Genomic DNA, 15,584 nt, shown 5'->3' with positions numbered 1-15,584 from the left:
GGCGACAGCATGCCCGGCCCACCTCGGTCACGCCGCCGCGGCCACCAGCCGCGCGTACTCACCGCCCGCGGCGAGCAGCTCGGCGGGCGGGCCCTGCTCCACGATCCGGCCGTCGGCCATGACCACGACCCGGTCGGCCGCGGCCGCGGTGTGCAGCCGGTGCGCGATGGCGATGACGGTGCGGCCCGCCAGCACCCGCTCGAGGGCCCGCTCGGCCCGCTTCGCCGAGGCGGTGTCGAGCAGCGACGTCGCCTCGTCGAGCACCACGGTCCCCGGGTCGGCCAGCACCACCCGGGCCAGGGCGAGCTGCTGGGCGACCGTCGCGGGCACGGCCCGGGCGCCCGCCCCGACCGCCGTGTCCAGCCCGTCCGGCAGGTCGGCCAGCCACCCGTCCAGCCCGACGACGGCCAGCGCGCCGGTCAGGTCGTCGTCGGGGAACGACCCCGCGGGCAGCAGGAGGTTGCCGCGTACCGAGCCGGTGAACACGTGCTGCTCCTGAGTCAGCAGGAGGACCTCCGAGCGCAGGGTGTCGTCGTCGAGGGACGCGACCTCGCGGCCGCCCACCCGCACCGACCCGACGTCGGGAACGGAGATGCCCGCGATCAGCCGAGCCAGAGTGGACTTGCCCGCGCCCGACCCGCCGACCAGCGCCCACCGCTGGCCCTGCGGCACGTGCAGGTTGACCCCGCGCAGGACGGGACGCCCGGCGCGGTACGCGAAGTGCACGCCCTCGACGTGCAGCCCGGTCTCCCCCGGCACCTCGCCGGGCGGGACCTCCACCGGTTCCGGCACCCGCACCCCGAGCACGCGGCGCAGCGCGACCGTGGCGACCATGAGGTCCTCCACCCACCAGAGCGCGGTGTCCAGCGGCGTGGCCAGCGCCTGGGTGTAGACGACCATCGTCGTCACGGTCCCGAGTGACGCCAGGCCCTCGGAGTAGGCCCAGGCCCCGATCAGCAGGGTCGCGGCGACCGGCAGCACGTGCGAGAGCTCCAGCCAGGGCGTCCAGCGGACGTGCAGCGCCCGCAGGTCGCGCTCGCGGTCGACGCCGTCGGCGAGGGCGGCGTGGTCTCCGCTGCGCCGCCGCGGGACGCGCCCCAGGGCGTCCAGCGTCCTGGCCCCGGTCGTCGACTCGTGGACGCGGGAGGCCAGCACCGCCCACGCGTCGAGCATGCGCTCCATCGCGACGGGCAGCCGCCGCCACAGCCACCGCGTCGGCAGGACCACCGTCGGGACCGCCACCAGCAGGGCGAGCGCGAGCAGCGGGGAGGTCACGACCATCGCGACGACGGTGAGCACCACCGTCACCGCCGCGGTCACCACCTCGGGCAGACCCTGACGCAGCGCGGAGTCGACCCGGTCCAGGTCGGTGGTCGCCCGCGAGAGCAGCGCCCCCGTCCCCACGGCCTCCACCTGCCCGAGCGGGAGCGCGAGCGCCCGGTCCACCAGCTGCGTGCGGTTCGCCGCGAGCAGGTCCTCGCCCAGCGCGCCCGCCCGCCACCGCGCGGCCCGCCGCAGCCAGGTCGCGACCAGCAGGGCCGCGAGGAAGAGGCCCGCGAGCACGTCGATGCGTGCGGTGGACCGCCCGCCGGTGGCGACCTCGTCCACGATCAGACCCAGCAGCTGCGGCCCGACCAGGCCGGCCGCGGAGGCCGCGAGGAACAGCACGACCGTCGCGGCGAAGCGCCGGCGCCGGGCCCGCAGGACGGCCGCGGCCCAGTGCAGCGCCTCCCGCGGGGTGGCGTAGCCGAGGACGGTGCTCACGGGAGGCTCCCTTCCAGGCTGCGGGTCAGGTCGACGACGTGGTCCGCGACGTGGCGCCACGGCCCGGACTGCGCGAGGACGACGGTGGTCCGTCCCCGCCGTTGGGCGGCCACGCGCGCCGCGATCCACGCCTCGGTGTGCGCGTCGACCGCCGAGGTCGGCTCCTCGAGGACGAGGACGTCCGCGTCGGTCAGCAGGGCACGGGCGAGCGCGAGGCGTTGCCGCTGTCCGCCGGAGACCTCGCGTCCCCGCTCGCCGAGGGCCTCGTCGAGCCCGTCCGGGAACCCGTCGAGGATCTCGGTGGCGGCGGAGGCGTCCAGCGCGTCGGCCACGGTGAGCCCACCGCGCGGGACCAGCTCGCCGCGCAGCGGCCCCGAGAACCACAGGTCCTCCGGCCCGGCGTGCACCACGCGCCGCCGCAGGTCGTCGAGCGCGACGGCGTCCGTCGGCCGCCCGTCGACCGTGCCGCCCTCCGCGAACCGGGCCAGCCGGGCTGCCAGGGCCGCGGCGTGCGGTCCGGCGTCGACCACGTTCAGCGCGCCCGCGCGGACGTCCAGGCCGGTCGTCGGGTCCGTGAGGTCGAGCGGGCCGGGCGGCAGCGCGGCGCCCCGCTCCCCCGGGTCGGGGAGCAGGGGACGCAGCCCGAACAGGCGGGCGACCTTCTTCGCGCCCGCCCGGGCCGAGGCGAGGGACGCCGCGGCCTCGGTCGCCGTCGTCACCGGGATCACCAGGAACGCCGAGGCGCCGTAGACGGCCACCAGCTCACCCGGGGTGATCGTGCCGGTGACCGCGAGCCGCGCCCCCAGCCAGGTGATCACGACGAGGACGAGCCCGGGCAGGAGGACCTCGGCGGCCGCGAGCGAGGCGGTGCTCCGCGCGACGTCGAGCCCGGCAGCGCGCACCCGCCCGGTCGCCTCCGCGAACCGGGCCGCGAACCGGGACTCCCCGCCGACCCCGCGCAGGATCCGCAGCCCCGCCACGATGTCGGCCGCGAGGGCGTTGACACCGGCGAGCTCGGTGCGCTGCCGGTCCCGGCGTCGCTGCAGCGGGCGCAGCAGCGGCCCGATCCCGACGACGGCGAGCGGGACCCCGACCAGGGCCACCACGCCGAGCAGCGGGGACCGGCCCAGCAGACCCACCCCGATTACACCGAACGCGACGACGGAACCGGCGAGGCGGCCCGCCGTCTCGAACAGGTTGCCGATCTTGTTCAGGTCGGAGGTGGTGACGGCGGTGACGTCTCCGCTGCCCACCTGGGGCCCGAGCGCGGCACCCAGCCCCAGGACGTGGGTGCTCAGGTGGTGCTGGGTGGTGGACGCGGCGTGCAGCCACATGCCGTGGGCGAGGAAGTCGAGCGCCCCGCCGAAGACCATCTGCAGCAGGCCCAGGGCGACGACGACCGCGGCGCCGCGCAGCAGCGCCGTCGTGTCCCCGCCGGCGATGCCGGCGTCGACCGCGTCGCCGGCCACGAGCGGCACCAGCGCACCCGGGACGAGCCAGAGGGTCCCGACGACGACCGTCGCGACCGCCAGCCCCGGACGCGCCCGCAGCAGGGCGAGCAGCAGGCCGGTGGCGGACGGTGGGTCGTCGAGGCGCAGCGCCGGCGTCGGGTAGGGCCGGCGACGTGCTCAAGAGTCGGGGAGGGGGATCACGTCCCCGACGCTAGGTCGTCGGGCGGGTTCCCGCGACCGGGTTTCGCCGTCGGCTCGAGACGGCTCAGTACGGCTCGACCGACTCCACGCCGGGGAGCCCGCGGACGGTGTCGGCGAACGCCGGGCACTCGTCGACGGTGAGCGCGACCGTGCAGGAGATGGACGAGCAGGAGACGCCCTCGTGGACGTCGACCGCGAAGTCGGGGACGCGGTAGCCGAGCTCGCAGAGCCGCGACGCGAGCGACATGACCCCGGGCATCCCCCCGGTGGTCACGACGGTGAAGGGACGCGGCAGGCGCGAGGCCCGGCGGCCGGGGCCGTTGACGGCGCGCTCGATCTCGTGGGCGTGGAGGGGAGCGGGCTCGAGAGTGGTCATGACGATCTCCTGGACGTGCTGGATCCGCGGTGAGGAATCCGAGCCAGGTCTCGGGAGTCGTTCGGGGGCTCACGGCGGCGCGCCGTGGTGCTGCGCGCCGGGAGCCTGGCTCACCCGACGCGCTGGGGTACTACCTCTGCCCGCGCGATCATGGGACCGATGTTACTCACGCCACGTCCGCCCGCAACCGCGGGGGTCGGCGTGTCCCGACCCCCGCCCCGATCAGGTCATGACGATCCCGCCGTCGATGATCCCGGCCTGCCCGGTCATGTAGTCCGAGTCCGGACTCGCGAGGTAGGAGACGTACGACGCGACGTCCTGGGCGGTCTGCGGGCGGCCCAGCGCGATCAGCTGGGAGTACTGCTGGAACGCCTCGCCCTTGCCCGTGCCGAGGTAGCCGCCCAGTCCGGCGTCGATCTCCTCCCACATCGTGGTGTCGACGATGCCCGGGCAGTACGCGTTCACCGTGATCCGGTGCTGCGCGAGTTCCTTGGCCGCGGCCTGGGTCAGGGCGCGGACCCCGAACTTGGACGCCGAGTAGTGCCCGAGGTGGTCGAAGCCCTGGTGGCCCGCGATCGACGACGCGGAGATGATCTTGCCGCCGCGGCCCTGGGAGATCATCGCCTCGGCGGCCGCCTGCAGGCACCACAGGACGCCGCCGACGTTGACCGCGAGCATCCGCTGCAGGTCGTCCGGCGAGACCTCCAGCAGCGTCTTCACCTGCGCGATGCCCGCGTTGGAGACCATGACGTCGATCCCGCCGAGCTGCTCGCGGGTGGCGGCGACGAGCGCGAAGCACGCGTCGCGGTCGGCCACGTCGGCGGCGTGCGCGGCGGCGGTGCCGCCTGCATCGGTGATCGCCCGGGCGGTGCGCTGCGCGGTGTCGGGGTCGATGTCGGAGACCATGACGGCGAGGCCGTCGGCGGCGAGCCGGTGGGCGATCGCCTCACCGATGCCGCGTCCCGCGCCGGTGACGACGGCCGTGCGCCGTGCCGGCGCGCTCACGGGTGCACCAGGATCTTCACGTTGGACTCCTTGTGGTCGATGAGCTCGCGGAAGCCGCGGTCGACGATCTCGTCGAGGGCGATGCGGCCGGTGATGAACTGCTCCACGTCGACGGTGCCGCTGCGGATCAGCTCGATGACCTCGGCGTGCCGGTTCGCGTAGGCGAGCGAGCCGATGAGGGTGATCTCGGAGAACACCAGCGAGTTGACGTCGAAGGTGGCCGGGTGGCCCCAGATGGAGACGTTGACGCAGGTCCCGCCGAGGGCCGTCGACGCGACGGCGCTCGTGAGCACCGCGTCGATCCCGGCGCACTCGAAGGTCACGTCGGCGCCGCGCCCGCCGGTGAGCTCGCGGATCGCGTCCGGGACGTCGACCTCGGTCGGGTCGAGGACGTGGTCGGCGCCCGCGCCGGGGGCCTTCGCCTTCCGGGCGTCGGCCGGCTCCACGACGACGACCTGGCCCGCGCCGGTGGCCTTGAGCGCGGCAGCCGTCACGAGCCCGATCGGGCCGGAGCCGAACACCGCCGCCGTCCCGCCGGGCCGCAGCCCGGAGAGCTTGGCGGCGTGGTAGCCGACGGCCAGGGGCTCGACGAGGGCGCCCTGCTCGGGGGTGAGGCCGTCGATGCGGTGCGTCCACCGGGCGTCGACGACCATCTTCTCGGCGAACCCGCCCTGGTCGCCGTCGAGGCCGATGAAGCCCAGCTGGCGGCAGATGTTGTAGCGGCCGTCGCGGCAGGCCACGCAGGTGCCGCAGACGTCGTAGGGCTCGACCACGACGCGGTCGCCCTCGGAGACGCCGGTGACCCCCTCGCCGACCTCGGCGACGACCCCGGAGAACTCGTGTCCGAGGGTGATCGGCACGGCGCCGCCGGTCAGCGGGTGGGGGGCAGCGTCGGTCGGCGCGAAGATCGGGCCGTCCAGGAACTCGTGCAGGTCGGTGCCGCAGATGCCGCACCACTCGACCGCGACTTGCACCTGGCCGGGGCCGGGGTGCGGCTCGGCGATGTCCTCGACGCGGACGTCACCGCGTCCGTGGAAGCGGGCAGCCTTCACAGGGTCCTCCTCGCTCGGGATGGACCCATCCCAGAGGAGTGACCGGGGTCACGGCCAGGGTTGCAGCGGTGTTGCAGGGCCGAGCAGCCGGGTCATGACGTCGGGTGCGGGCACCTCGACCTCCACGCCGGGCGCGATCCGGTAGGGCCGCGCGACGACCAGGTGGCCCAGCACCCGGCGCAGCCGCGAGAGCTCCGCGCGGACCGTGACGAGGTGGTCGGCGTCGTCGTAGAGCGCGCGGCTCAGCGCGGCGGCGTCGAGACCCGCCGGGCCGGCCCGCATGAGCAGGGCGAGCACCTGCAGGTGCCGCCGGGACAGGGTGTGCCGCCACGACTCGCGGCCCTCCACGACGGCGGCGGGCGGGTCGGCGGCGAGGTCGAGCCGCAGCCGGGTCGAGCTCCCGGACGCCGTGGTCGGGTGCAGCAGCCACCCGCCGGGCACGGGCTCGGGCAGGCAGGTCCCGAGGCCGTGCACGAGCATCAGCTCGCCCGCCCGCGGGGTGCCGACCCGGTCGCGCGGCGGGATCCCGGTGGCCCCGGCGACCCAGCCGTGGTCGTCGACGACCAGGGCCGGCCCGGTGCGCCGGGCGAGCAGCGGGGCGGCGACCGCGCGCAGCGAGTCGAGGCGCTGCTCGTGCTGGCTCCACAGCCCGGACTCGGCGAGCCGGACGGCGGTGTGCACGAGGGCGACCGTGGTCGGGTGGACCGTGGGCGCCGGACCGGACAGGTCGACGACGCCGAGCATCTCGCCGGTGCGCGGGTCGTGGATGGGGCTCGCCGTGCACGTCCACGGGTGCTGGGCGCGGGCGAAGTGCTCCGCGGAGAACAGCTGCACCGACGCGTGCTCGGCCAGCGCGGTGCCGATGGCGTTGGTGCCGACGGACTCCTCGGTCCAGTCCGCGCCCGGCGAGAACCCCAGGCCCTCCGCGAGCCGCCCCACCCGGGCCGAGCCCTCCCGCCACAGCACGAACCCGTCGGCCGCGGTGATGACCATGATGTGCTCGGCGTCCTCGGCCACCGCCGTCAGGCTCGCCCGCAGCTGCGGCATCACCCCCGCGATCGGCGACTCCGCCCGCCGCCGCTCGACGACCTCCGGCGCCGCGGGATCCGGCAGCGACCGGACCTCCGGGGTGACGCCGAGCGCCAGCATCCGGTCCCAGGACCGGGCGACGACCCGCCGGAGCGCCGCAGTCGGCCGCCCTCCGGCCAGGCGCGCGTCGTGGGCCTGGTGCAGCAGCCGCGCATGCTGACGGAGGTCGGTACTCCGCGTCACCGCGCAGACGCCGTCGTCCACCACGTGCACCTCCGAAGCAGGGGTCACACCGATCCCTGTGACCGGCAGCATAACCGCGCGGCGACCGTTCCCGGCAGCTCGCGCGGGGCACCCTGGGCCGCGTGGAGGCACTGGCGGTGCGGCGCGCCGGACCGGACGACGCCGGGGCGATGGCCGCGGTGATCGAGGCGGTCGCGCCGGAAGGGACGCTCGGGGCGGAACCGCCCGTCGACGTCGACGCCCGCGCGCACGGCTACCGGGAGCTGGTGGCCCGCGAGGACGCGGCGGCCTGGGTGCTGCTCGAGCGCTCCGACGTGGTCGGCCTGCTCACCCTGGCCCCGCGGACCCGGGGCGTCCTGGGGCTCGCGACGGCGATCGTCGCCGGTGCCCGCGGCCGGGGCGGGGGCCGGGCGCTCGTCGACGCGGCGCTCGCCTGGGCCGCGGACACCGACGCGCACAAGGTGGACCTGGAGGTCTGGCCGGACAACGGGCGCGCGATCGGGCTCTATGCGGCCGCCGGCTTCGTGGTGGAGGGCCTGCGCGACCGGCACTACCGCCGCGCGGACGGGACCCTGCGCTCCTCGCTGCTCATGGCGCGCCGGCTGGACTGACACCCCGAGTGCTCCATGGAGCAGGTTCCGGGGCCCGGGGACCTGCCAGGTGTCGCTCTCGCCGAGGCGGGCGGGTTCCCCGCGCGGCGGCTGGGCACCCCCGGCCGGTGACCGACTCCCTCTTCGACCTCGACCAGCCCGACGACGGCCCCTCCCCCGCCGTCGCCGTGTCCGAGGCCCCCACGCTGGACGACCTCCGCGAGCGCGCCACGGCCTGCACCGCCTGCGAGCTGTACGAGGGGACCACCGGCACGGTGTTCGGCAGCGGTCCCGCGACCGCGCGGATGATGTTCGTCGGCGAGCAGCCCGGCGACCAGGAGGACCGGCAGCTCGCGCCCTTCGTCGGACCGGCGGGCCGGTTGTTCGACGAGGCCCTGGTCGAGGCCGGGATCGCCCGCGAGGACGCCTACGTCACGAATGCCGTGAAGCACTTCTCGTTCCGGCGCCAGGGCACCCGGCGGATCCACCAGACCCCGAAGGTGGGGCACGTGCGGGCCTGCCGGCCATGGCTGGACGGGGAGCTCGCCCTGGTCCGCCCGCACGTGGTGGTCACGCTCGGCGCGACCTCCGGCAAGGCGCTGCTGGGCTCGTCCTTCCGGATCACCGCCGAGCGCGGCGAGGCCCGGGAGTGGGAGGGGACCACCCTCGTCCCGACGATCCACCCGTCGGCGATCCTGCGGGCCGACCCCGCCCGTGGCCAGGACGCCGACGAGATGCGCGCGGGCTTCGTCGCCGACCTGCGGGTGGCCGCCGAACTCCTGGGCTGAACTACGTCACGCCGGCCGCGTCCATCCCCCGCATCTCCTTCTTGAGGTCGGCGATCTCGTCGCGGAGGCGCCCGGCGAGCTCGAACTGCAGGTCGCGCGCCGCCGCCATCATCTGGTCGGTGAGCTGCTGGATCAGGTCGGCCAGCTCGGCCCGCGCCATGCCCTCGGTATTGCGGTGCTCGACGACCCCCGAGTGCCCGCGCGTCCCGCCGGCCTCGCCCGCGGCCCGACGTCCGCGCGAGGCGTTGCGACCGGAGCCGCCGATCTCCACCTCGGTGTCCTCGGCCTCGCGGTAGACGCGGTCGAGGATGTCGGCGATGTTCTTGCGCAGCGGCTGCGGGTCGACGCCGCGCTCGGTGTTGTAGGCGATCTGCTTCTCGCGGCGCCGGGACGTCTCGTCGATCGCGTACTGCATCGACTCGGTGATCGTGTCGGCGTACATGTGCACCTGGCCGGACACGTTGCGGGCCGCGCGCCCGATCGTCTGGATCAGCGACCGCTCGCTGCGCAGGAACCCCTCCTTGTCCGCGTCGAGGATCGCGACCAGCGACACCTCCGGGAGGTCGAGGCCCTCGCGGAGCAGGTTGATGCCGACCAGCACGTCGTACTCCCCCGCCCGCAGCTGGCGCAGCAGCTCGACGCGGCGCAGGGTGTCGACCTCGGAGTGCAGGTATCGGACCTTGATCCCGAGCTCGAGCAGGTAGTCGGTGAGGTCCTCCGCCATCTTCTTGGTCAGCGTGGTGACCAGGGTGCGCTCGTCCTTGTCCACCCGCGCGCGGATCTCGCCCACCAGGTCGTCGATCTGGCCCTTGGTCGGCTTGACGATCACCTCGGGGTCGACCAGCCCGGTGGGGCGGATGACCTGCTCGACGAACTCGCCGCCGGCCTGGCGCATCTCGTAGTCGCCCGGCGTCGCCGACAGGTAGACCGTCTGCCCGATCCGGTCGGCGAACTCCTCCCAGGTCAGCGGTCGGTTGTCGGTGGCGCTCGGGAGGCGGAACCCGTACTCGACGAGGTTGCGCTTGCGCGACATGTCGCCCTCGTACATGCCGCCGATCTGCGGCACCGTCACGTGCGACTCGTCGATGACGAGCAGGAAGTCGTTCGGGAAGTAGTCGATCAGCGTGGCCGGGGCGGTGCCGGGACCACGGCCGTCGATGTGCCGCGAGTAGTTCTCGATGCCGGAGCAGAACCCGACCTGGCGCATCATCTCGATGTCGTAGCTCGTGCGCATGCGCAGCCGCTGGGCCTCGAGCAGCTTGCCCTGGTTCTCCAGCTCGGCCAGGCGCTCCTCGAGCTCCTGCTCGATCGCCTTGATGGCCTTCTCCATGCGCTCCGGGCCGGCCACGTAGTGCGTCGCCGGGAAGATCCGGACGTCCTGCACCTGGTTCACGACGTCGCCCGTGAGCGGGTTGAGGTAGTACAGCGACTCGATCTCGTCCCCGAAGAACTCGATGCGGATCGCGAGCTCCTCGTACGCCGGGATGATCTCCACGGTGTCGCCGCGGACCCGGAACGTGCCGCGGGCGAAGGCCATGTCGTTGCGCGTGTACTGCACGTCGACCAGGGCCCGGAGCAGGGTGTCCCGGTCGATCTCCTCGCCGACCTCCAGCTTGACCGAGCGGTCGAGGTAGGACTGCGGCGTACCGAGGCCGTAGATGCACGACACCGAGGCGACCACGACGGTGTCGCGGCGCAGCAGCAGGTTCGAGGTCGCGGAGTGCCGCAGCCGCTCGACGTCCTCGTTGATCGAGGAGTCCTTCTCGATGTAGGTGTCGGTCTGCGCGATGTAGGCCTCGGGCTGGTAGTAGTCGTAGTACGAGACGAAGTACTCGACCGAGTTGTTCGGGAGGAGCTCCCGCAGCTCGTTGGCCAGCTGCGCCGCGAGGGTCTTGTTCGGCGCCATGACCAGCGTGGGCCGCTGGACGCGCTCGATCAGCCAGGCGGTGGTGGCCGACTTCCCGGTCCCGGTGGCGCCGAGCAGGACGATGTCGTGCTCCCCCGACCGGACCCGGCGCTCGAGCTCGTCGATCGCGGCCGGCTGGTCGCCCGCCGGCTGGTACGGGCTGACGACCTCGAACGGCACCCCGGTGCGCTCGATCTCCCCGATCGGCCGGAACTCGGACTCGGCCAGGGCATCGTCGGGAAGGCCCTCGGGGTTGTCCAGCAGGGAGCCCTGCTCCTGCTCGTGAGCATCCCGTGCGGCACCGGGGACCTCGGTCGCGAACGCCATGGCACGAGGCTAACCCGACCCCCCGACAGTCTCGATTCCCGCAGCTCACGACCCGCAGTCGCAGGAGCAGCAGCAGTCCCCGTCGCCGCACGACGAGCAGCAGTCACAGCAGTCGCACGAGCAGCTGGTGCAGTCGACGCAGTCCGCGCAGCGACCCTGCCGCGGCTGGCCGGTCCACGGGTCGGCGAACTCCTCCGAGCAGCACAGCTGCCCGGTGCAGCAGAGACCGGCAGCGGCTGCGCACCCGGCGAGCAGTCCACGCTCCGGCCCGAGCCGGCGCGGCCCGGGCTCGTCCGCGTCCTCCTCGGGCGAGTCCGGCTCGTCCGTGGGCCGTGACGGGTCCCACGGCGCGATCGGCGGCTCCTGCTGCGCCCGGGTCACCGCCCGCCCGGACTCGTGCACCAGCAGCTGATGGGCGAGCCGTCGGGCGGGTCCCGGGTCGAGGGTCACCCGCCGCAGCGCCGCTCCGATCCCCACCACCGTCTCCCGGCACCGCGCGAGGGCGTCCGGCGTCGACGTGTCGGTCGCCTCCAGTGGGTTCCACCGGCCGGAGGCGGCGTCGGCGGACCGGTCGGCCACGGCGTCGAGCAGGTGTGCGAGCCGCCCCAGGAGTCTGCCCGCCTCGTCCAGCGGGGCCACGTTGCCCGGACGGCCGGCGAGCACAGCGGTGTGCGCGAGCGCGGCGCCGACGGCCTGCTCGGTCGGCACGGTGACCCGGTCCAATATCGCGATGCCGCTTTCGACCTCCCGCTGGCGGGCGGGCACGGCCAGCAGTGCGGCGGGGTCGAACCCGATTCCGGCGGCGGTCGCCGACCCGGCCCGCGCCCAGCCTGCCGCCACCCGGTCACCGACCGCGGCGACCGGCCGCGACGCGAAGGCCCCGTCCCGGTCGTCGACGTGGTCGGCGACCCGGTCCGCGGCCAGCAGGAGGGCCGTCGACGCGGCGAGCCGCGCCCCGTCCCCCGTGACGACGGGCGCGGACCGCATCCCGCGCAGCGGGCACGGTCCCGCCTCCCGCCCGCCGCCGACCCCCTGCGCCTCCGCCAGGACCGAGACCAACAGGGCGTCGACGTGCGTCGTCGCGCGGGCCAGCTGGCCGGCCTCGTCGCGCAGCGTCAGGCACAGTCCGCACAGGTGCGCGCTCCACCGGGCGTGCAGCTCCGGGCCCAGGTGATGGCGGCACGGACGGAGGAAGCCGAACACGTCGCACATGATCGACGTGGCGGAGCGTGAGTACCAGCGGCCGTTCGGGCTACGCGTTCACGGGCACGGCCGCGACCACGACCCGTCGGCGACGCGGCTCGTTAGGGTCCGGCAGCGTGGCGCTGCACCCCCCGAAGGTCGAGACGTTCACCGTGGACGCGGGCACCAACACCGACCCGAAGGGCTTCGTCCGGACGGTCGACCTGTACCGGACCGCGCCGTTCGGCCTCTACCTCGCCCGCCCGATGCCGGACCACCCGACGCTCACGCACATGCGCTCGTGGCTGCTGCCCGACCTCGGGATCCGCGTCACCGACTTCACCTTCAAGCCGGCCGCGCACCGGCTGCAGGACTTCTACGTCGACATCGCCGACGTCGAACGCGACGGCTCCACCTGGACGACCACGGACCACTACCTCGACCTGGTGGTCCACACCGGCGACCGCACCGAGCTGCTCGACGTCGACGAGTACGTGGAGGCGGTCGCGGCCGGCCTCCTGGCTCCGGACGCCGCCGAGCGGGCCCTCACGACCGCCGTCACCACCCACGCCGGCATCGCCGAGCACGGCCACGACCTCGACGCCTGGCTGGCCACCCACGGCGTCGTCCTCGACTGGCCCTGGCGTTAGTCCCCGCTGCCGGACCGGGCCCGGTCCCGCGCGTCGAGCAGGTCGGCCGCCACGTCGGACGACTCCGGAGCGACCGTCACCCGGACGGGACGCGCGGGGTCGGCGCTGCCGAAGCGCCCGCCGTCCACCGCGGGGAAGCCGATCCCGGCGAAGGCCGGCCCGGGATCGCCGGAGCTCAGCACCAGCAGGTCGATGACGTCGGGGGCGGGCCGCCCGGGCACGGCGGTCGGCCCGACGTGCTCGACGCGGTCGAGTTTCCCGCGGCCCGCGAGCACGAGCCGTGCAGCCAGCCGGCGGGCCTGGTCCGGCCAGGTGGGGTCCGGGTCGTCCACCGCGTCCGGCCACGGGGTCGCCGATCCCGCCCGCACGGCCGCCTCGAACGGCACGAGCCGCTCGCGCCACAGGGAGCGGACCCCGGCGCGCACCTCGTCCTCGGAACCGACGTTGTCGATCCACACGTCCGCGGCCGCCCGCCGCGCCTCGGTGGTCGCCTGCGCCCGGATGCGGGACCGGGCGTCGTCCTCCGCCATGTGCCGGGTACGCGCGAGGCGCTCCACCCGGACGTCCTCGGGGGCGTCCACCACGACGACGAGCGCGAACGCCGCGCCCATCCCGTTCTCCACCAGCAGCGGCACGTCGTGCACCAGCACCGCGTCATCGGGCGCGGCGGCGACCAGCTCGCCGGTCCGGGCCCCGATCCGCGGGTGCAGGATGCCGTTCAGGCGCGTCCGGGCCTCGTCGTCGGCGAACACGATCCGGCCCAGCGCGGGTCGGTCCAGGCGTCCGTCGTCGTCGAGCACGTCGTCGCCGAACGCCTCGACGACCGCTGCGAGCCCCTCGGTGCCCGGCTCGACGACCTCGCGGGCGATCCTGTCGGAGTCCACGACCACCGCGCCGAGGGACGCCAGTTCGGCGGCCACCGTCGACTTGCCTGCCCCGATCCCTCCGGTCAGTCCCACACGCAGCACAGGCGCAGTCTGCCGGACCTCGTCTACGCGAGCGCCGCGTGCCTCGCCGTCGCGAAGAAGGTCTCGAACAGCCCGCGGCGCGCGATCGCCGGCACCCCGAGCGCGGCGGCGATGGCGCCGTGCTCGCGCACCCAGGTCAGCCCGGTCGACCCGAGACGGTGCCGACCGCGACGGCGCCACGCGAACATGTCCGAACCCCCTGTGACTGGTGTGACCGGTGGGACGGAAGATACCGAATCGACGCCGGGGAGCAACCCGGACACGACGACGGGCCCCCACCCCGGGAAGGGGTGAGGGCCCGTCGACGAGCACCGTCAGGCGCTCATGGCACTCAGTTGCCGGACAGCTTCTCCCGCAGCGCGGCGAGCTGGGCGTCGCTGGCGAGCGAGCCCGCACCGGACTGCGACGGCGGGCCCTGGCCCGGGTCGTCGTCGTCCCGCGGCTCGGCCGACTCGTCGGCCTCCTCGCCCGGGCCGCCCGAGGAGTAGTTGGCCGGGGCCGCCTCGGCGGCCTCCGCCTCCTGCTCCGCGGTGCGCTGCAGCTGCGTGATGTGCTGTTGGTAGCGGGCGTACGCCGCCTGGTACTGGCGCTCCCACTCCTCGCGCTGGGACTCGAAGCCCTCGCGCCACTCCCCGGAGTCGGGGTCGAAGCCCTCCGGGTAGATGTAGTTGCCGGCGTCGTCGTACTCGGCGCCCATGCCGTACAGCGCCGGGTCGAACTCGGTCTCGGTCGTCATGCCCTCGTTCGCCTGCTTGAGCGAGAGGGAGATGCGCCGACGGTCGAGGTCGATGTCGATGACCTTGACCATGACGTCGTTGCCGACCTGGACGACCTGCTCGGGCACCTCGACGTGGCGCTCGGCCAGCTCCGAGATGTGGACCAGGCCCTCGATGCCCTCGTCGACACGGACGAACGCACCGAACGGCACGAGCTTCGTGACCTTGCCGGGCACGATCTGGCCGATCTGGTGGGTCCGCGCGAACTGGCGCCAGGGGTCCTCCTGCGTCGCCTTGAGCGACAGCGAGACCCGCTCGCGGTCCAGGTCGACGTCGAGGACCTCGACCGTGACCTCCTGGCCGACCTCGACGACCTCGGAGGGGTGGTCGATGTGCTTCCAGGACAGCTCGGAGACGTGAACGAGGCCGTCGACCCCGCCGAGGTCGACGAACGCACCGAAGTTGACGATCGAGGAGACCTGACCCTTGCGGATCTGGCCCTTCGCGAGCTGGTTGAGGAACTCGCTGCGCACCGCGGACTGGGTCTGCTCCAGCCAGGCGCGGCGGGACAGGACCACGTTGTTGCGGTTCTTGTCCAGCTCGATGATCTTGGCCTCGATCTCCTTGCCGACGTACGGCTGGAGATCGCGGACGCGGCGCATCTCGACCAGCGACGCGGGGAGGAAGCCGCGGAGGCCGATGTCGAGGATGAGACCACCCTTGACGACCTCGATGACGGTGCCCTTGACCGGCTCGTCGTTGTCCTTGAGCTGCTCGATCGTGCCCCAGGCGCGCTCGTACTGGGCGCGCTTCTTGGACAGGATCAGCCGGCCCTCCTTGTCCTCCTTCTGGAGGACGAGGGCTTCGACCTCGTCGCCGACGGCGACGACTTCGTTGGGGTCGACATCGTGCTTGATCGACAGCTCGCGCGAGGGGATGACGCCCTCGGTCTTGTAGCCGATGTCGAGAAGGACCTCGTCGCGGTCGACCTTGACGATGGTGCCTTCGACGATGTCACCATCGTTGAAGTACTTGATCGTCTCGTCGATGGCAGCGAGGAAGTCCTCTTCCGACCCGATGTCGTTCACAGCCACCTGGGGGCTGGACGTGCTCGGGGCGGTGTGGGTGTCGATGGACATACGGTGGATGGCTCCGGGATGGGCAGGTCTCGGTCGGGTGGACGTGTGCTCTTCCCACGAGGGCGGACGTCGTCCTGACGCGCTGATCGGAACCCGCGGGGACCGAAGGGGATCGCTGCCCACCGGAGCCGACCGGACGCAGGCGAGACCACTGACGTGGAACACCATCGTATCCACTCGATCTCGTGGGCGGCAAA

Annotated in this window: 14 protein-coding genes; 3 read left to right on the top strand and 11 right to left on the bottom strand. The window is 73.9% G+C overall.

Features of this window, described 5'->3' with window-relative positions:
* Positions 1-27 precede the first annotated feature (27 nt).
* From WCD74_RS16705 to WCD74_RS16680, 6 genes are all read right to left on the bottom strand, one after another.
* A complete protein-coding gene (locus WCD74_RS16705) occupies positions 28-1,764 on the bottom strand; it encodes an ABC transporter ATP-binding protein (protein ID WP_337695985.1) in 1,737 nt (578 codons plus the stop codon).
* The gene (locus WCD74_RS16700; RefSeq protein WP_337695984.1) at positions 1,761-3,242 is read right to left on the bottom strand and encodes an ABC transporter transmembrane domain-containing protein; all 1,482 of its coding nucleotides are present in this window, start codon (positions 3,240-3,242) and stop codon (positions 1,761-1,763) included. Before WCD74_RS16700 ends, WCD74_RS16705 begins: the two co-directional genes overlap by 4 nt.
* Before the next feature lie 238 nt (positions 3,243-3,480).
* Complete coding sequence (locus tag WCD74_RS16695; RefSeq protein ID WP_337695983.1) at positions 3,481-3,792, bottom strand: hypothetical protein; 312 nt, start codon at positions 3,790-3,792, stop codon at positions 3,481-3,483.
* A gap of 222 nt (positions 3,793-4,014) precedes the next feature.
* Positions 4,015-4,797 carry an acetoin reductase gene (locus WCD74_RS16690; protein ID WP_337695982.1) on the bottom strand — a complete coding sequence of 261 codons (783 nt, stop codon included), beginning with the start codon at positions 4,795-4,797 and terminating at the stop codon, positions 4,015-4,017.
* Entirely contained in the window at positions 4,794-5,849 is a 1,056-nt protein-coding gene (locus WCD74_RS16685) for a 2,3-butanediol dehydrogenase (RefSeq protein ID WP_337695981.1), read from the bottom strand. Before WCD74_RS16685 ends, WCD74_RS16690 begins: the two co-directional genes overlap by 4 nt.
* A 48-nt stretch (positions 5,850-5,897) precedes the next feature.
* Entirely contained in the window at positions 5,898-7,169 is a 1,272-nt protein-coding gene (locus WCD74_RS16680) for a GAF domain-containing protein (RefSeq protein WP_373696090.1), read from the bottom strand.
* A gap of 74 nt (positions 7,170-7,243) precedes the next feature.
* On the opposite strand from WCD74_RS16680, the gene WCD74_RS16675 reads away from it, so the two are divergent.
* Together WCD74_RS16675 and WCD74_RS16670 are read left to right on the top strand one after the other, a co-directional pair.
* A complete protein-coding gene (locus WCD74_RS16675; RefSeq protein WP_337695980.1) occupies positions 7,244-7,732 on the top strand; it encodes a GNAT family N-acetyltransferase in 489 nt (162 codons plus the stop codon).
* Between the two features lie 107 nt (positions 7,733-7,839).
* Entirely contained in the window at positions 7,840-8,499 is a 660-nt protein-coding gene (locus WCD74_RS16670) for a UdgX family uracil-DNA binding protein (RefSeq protein WP_337695979.1), read from the top strand.
* Position 8,500: 1 nt separating this feature from the next.
* On the opposite strand, the gene uvrB is transcribed toward WCD74_RS16670, so the two are convergent.
* Both uvrB and WCD74_RS16660 read right to left on the bottom strand, forming a co-directional pair.
* Positions 8,501-10,732, bottom strand: coding sequence for an excinuclease ABC subunit UvrB (uvrB, locus tag WCD74_RS16665; protein WP_337695978.1), 2,232 nt, complete (start codon positions 10,730-10,732; stop codon positions 8,501-8,503).
* A gap of 45 nt (positions 10,733-10,777) precedes the next feature.
* Entirely contained in the window at positions 10,778-11,944 is a 1,167-nt protein-coding gene (locus tag WCD74_RS16660; protein ID WP_337695977.1) for a DUF5685 family protein, read from the bottom strand.
* A gap of 107 nt (positions 11,945-12,051) precedes the next feature.
* Here WCD74_RS16660 and WCD74_RS16655 point away from each other — a divergent pair, with 107 nt between their 5' ends.
* Positions 12,052-12,564 carry a ribonuclease FAU-1 family protein gene (locus WCD74_RS16655; protein WP_337695976.1) on the top strand — a complete coding sequence of 171 codons (513 nt, stop codon included), beginning with the start codon at positions 12,052-12,054 and terminating at the stop codon, positions 12,562-12,564.
* Here WCD74_RS16655 and coaE read toward each other — a convergent pair.
* The 3 genes from coaE to rpsA all read right to left on the bottom strand — a co-directional run bounded on the left by coaE (position 12,561) and on the right by rpsA (position 15,387).
* Positions 12,561-13,532, bottom strand: a complete 972-nt coding sequence (gene coaE, locus WCD74_RS16650) for a dephospho-CoA kinase (RefSeq protein WP_337695975.1) — start codon at positions 13,530-13,532, stop codon at positions 12,561-12,563. The genes WCD74_RS16655 and coaE overlap by 4 nt on opposite strands.
* 23 nt (positions 13,533-13,555) lie before the next feature.
* Positions 13,556-13,720, bottom strand: coding sequence for a hypothetical protein (locus WCD74_RS16645; RefSeq protein ID WP_337695974.1), 165 nt, complete (start codon positions 13,718-13,720; stop codon positions 13,556-13,558).
* 143 nt (positions 13,721-13,863) lie between these two features.
* Positions 13,864-15,387 (bottom strand): 30S ribosomal protein S1, encoded by a 1,524-nt coding sequence (gene rpsA / locus WCD74_RS16640; protein ID WP_337695973.1) that lies wholly within the window; start codon positions 15,385-15,387, stop codon positions 13,864-13,866.
* Positions 15,388-15,584: the final 197 nt, after the last annotated feature.

The organism is Actinomycetospora aurantiaca, assembly GCF_037401875.1.
In the GTDB taxonomy this organism is placed as follows: Bacteria; Actinomycetota; Actinomycetes; order Mycobacteriales; family Pseudonocardiaceae; genus Actinomycetospora; species Actinomycetospora aurantiaca.
Note: the sequence above shows the minus strand (reverse complement) of the source record. Positions and strands in the feature narration are given on the sequence as shown.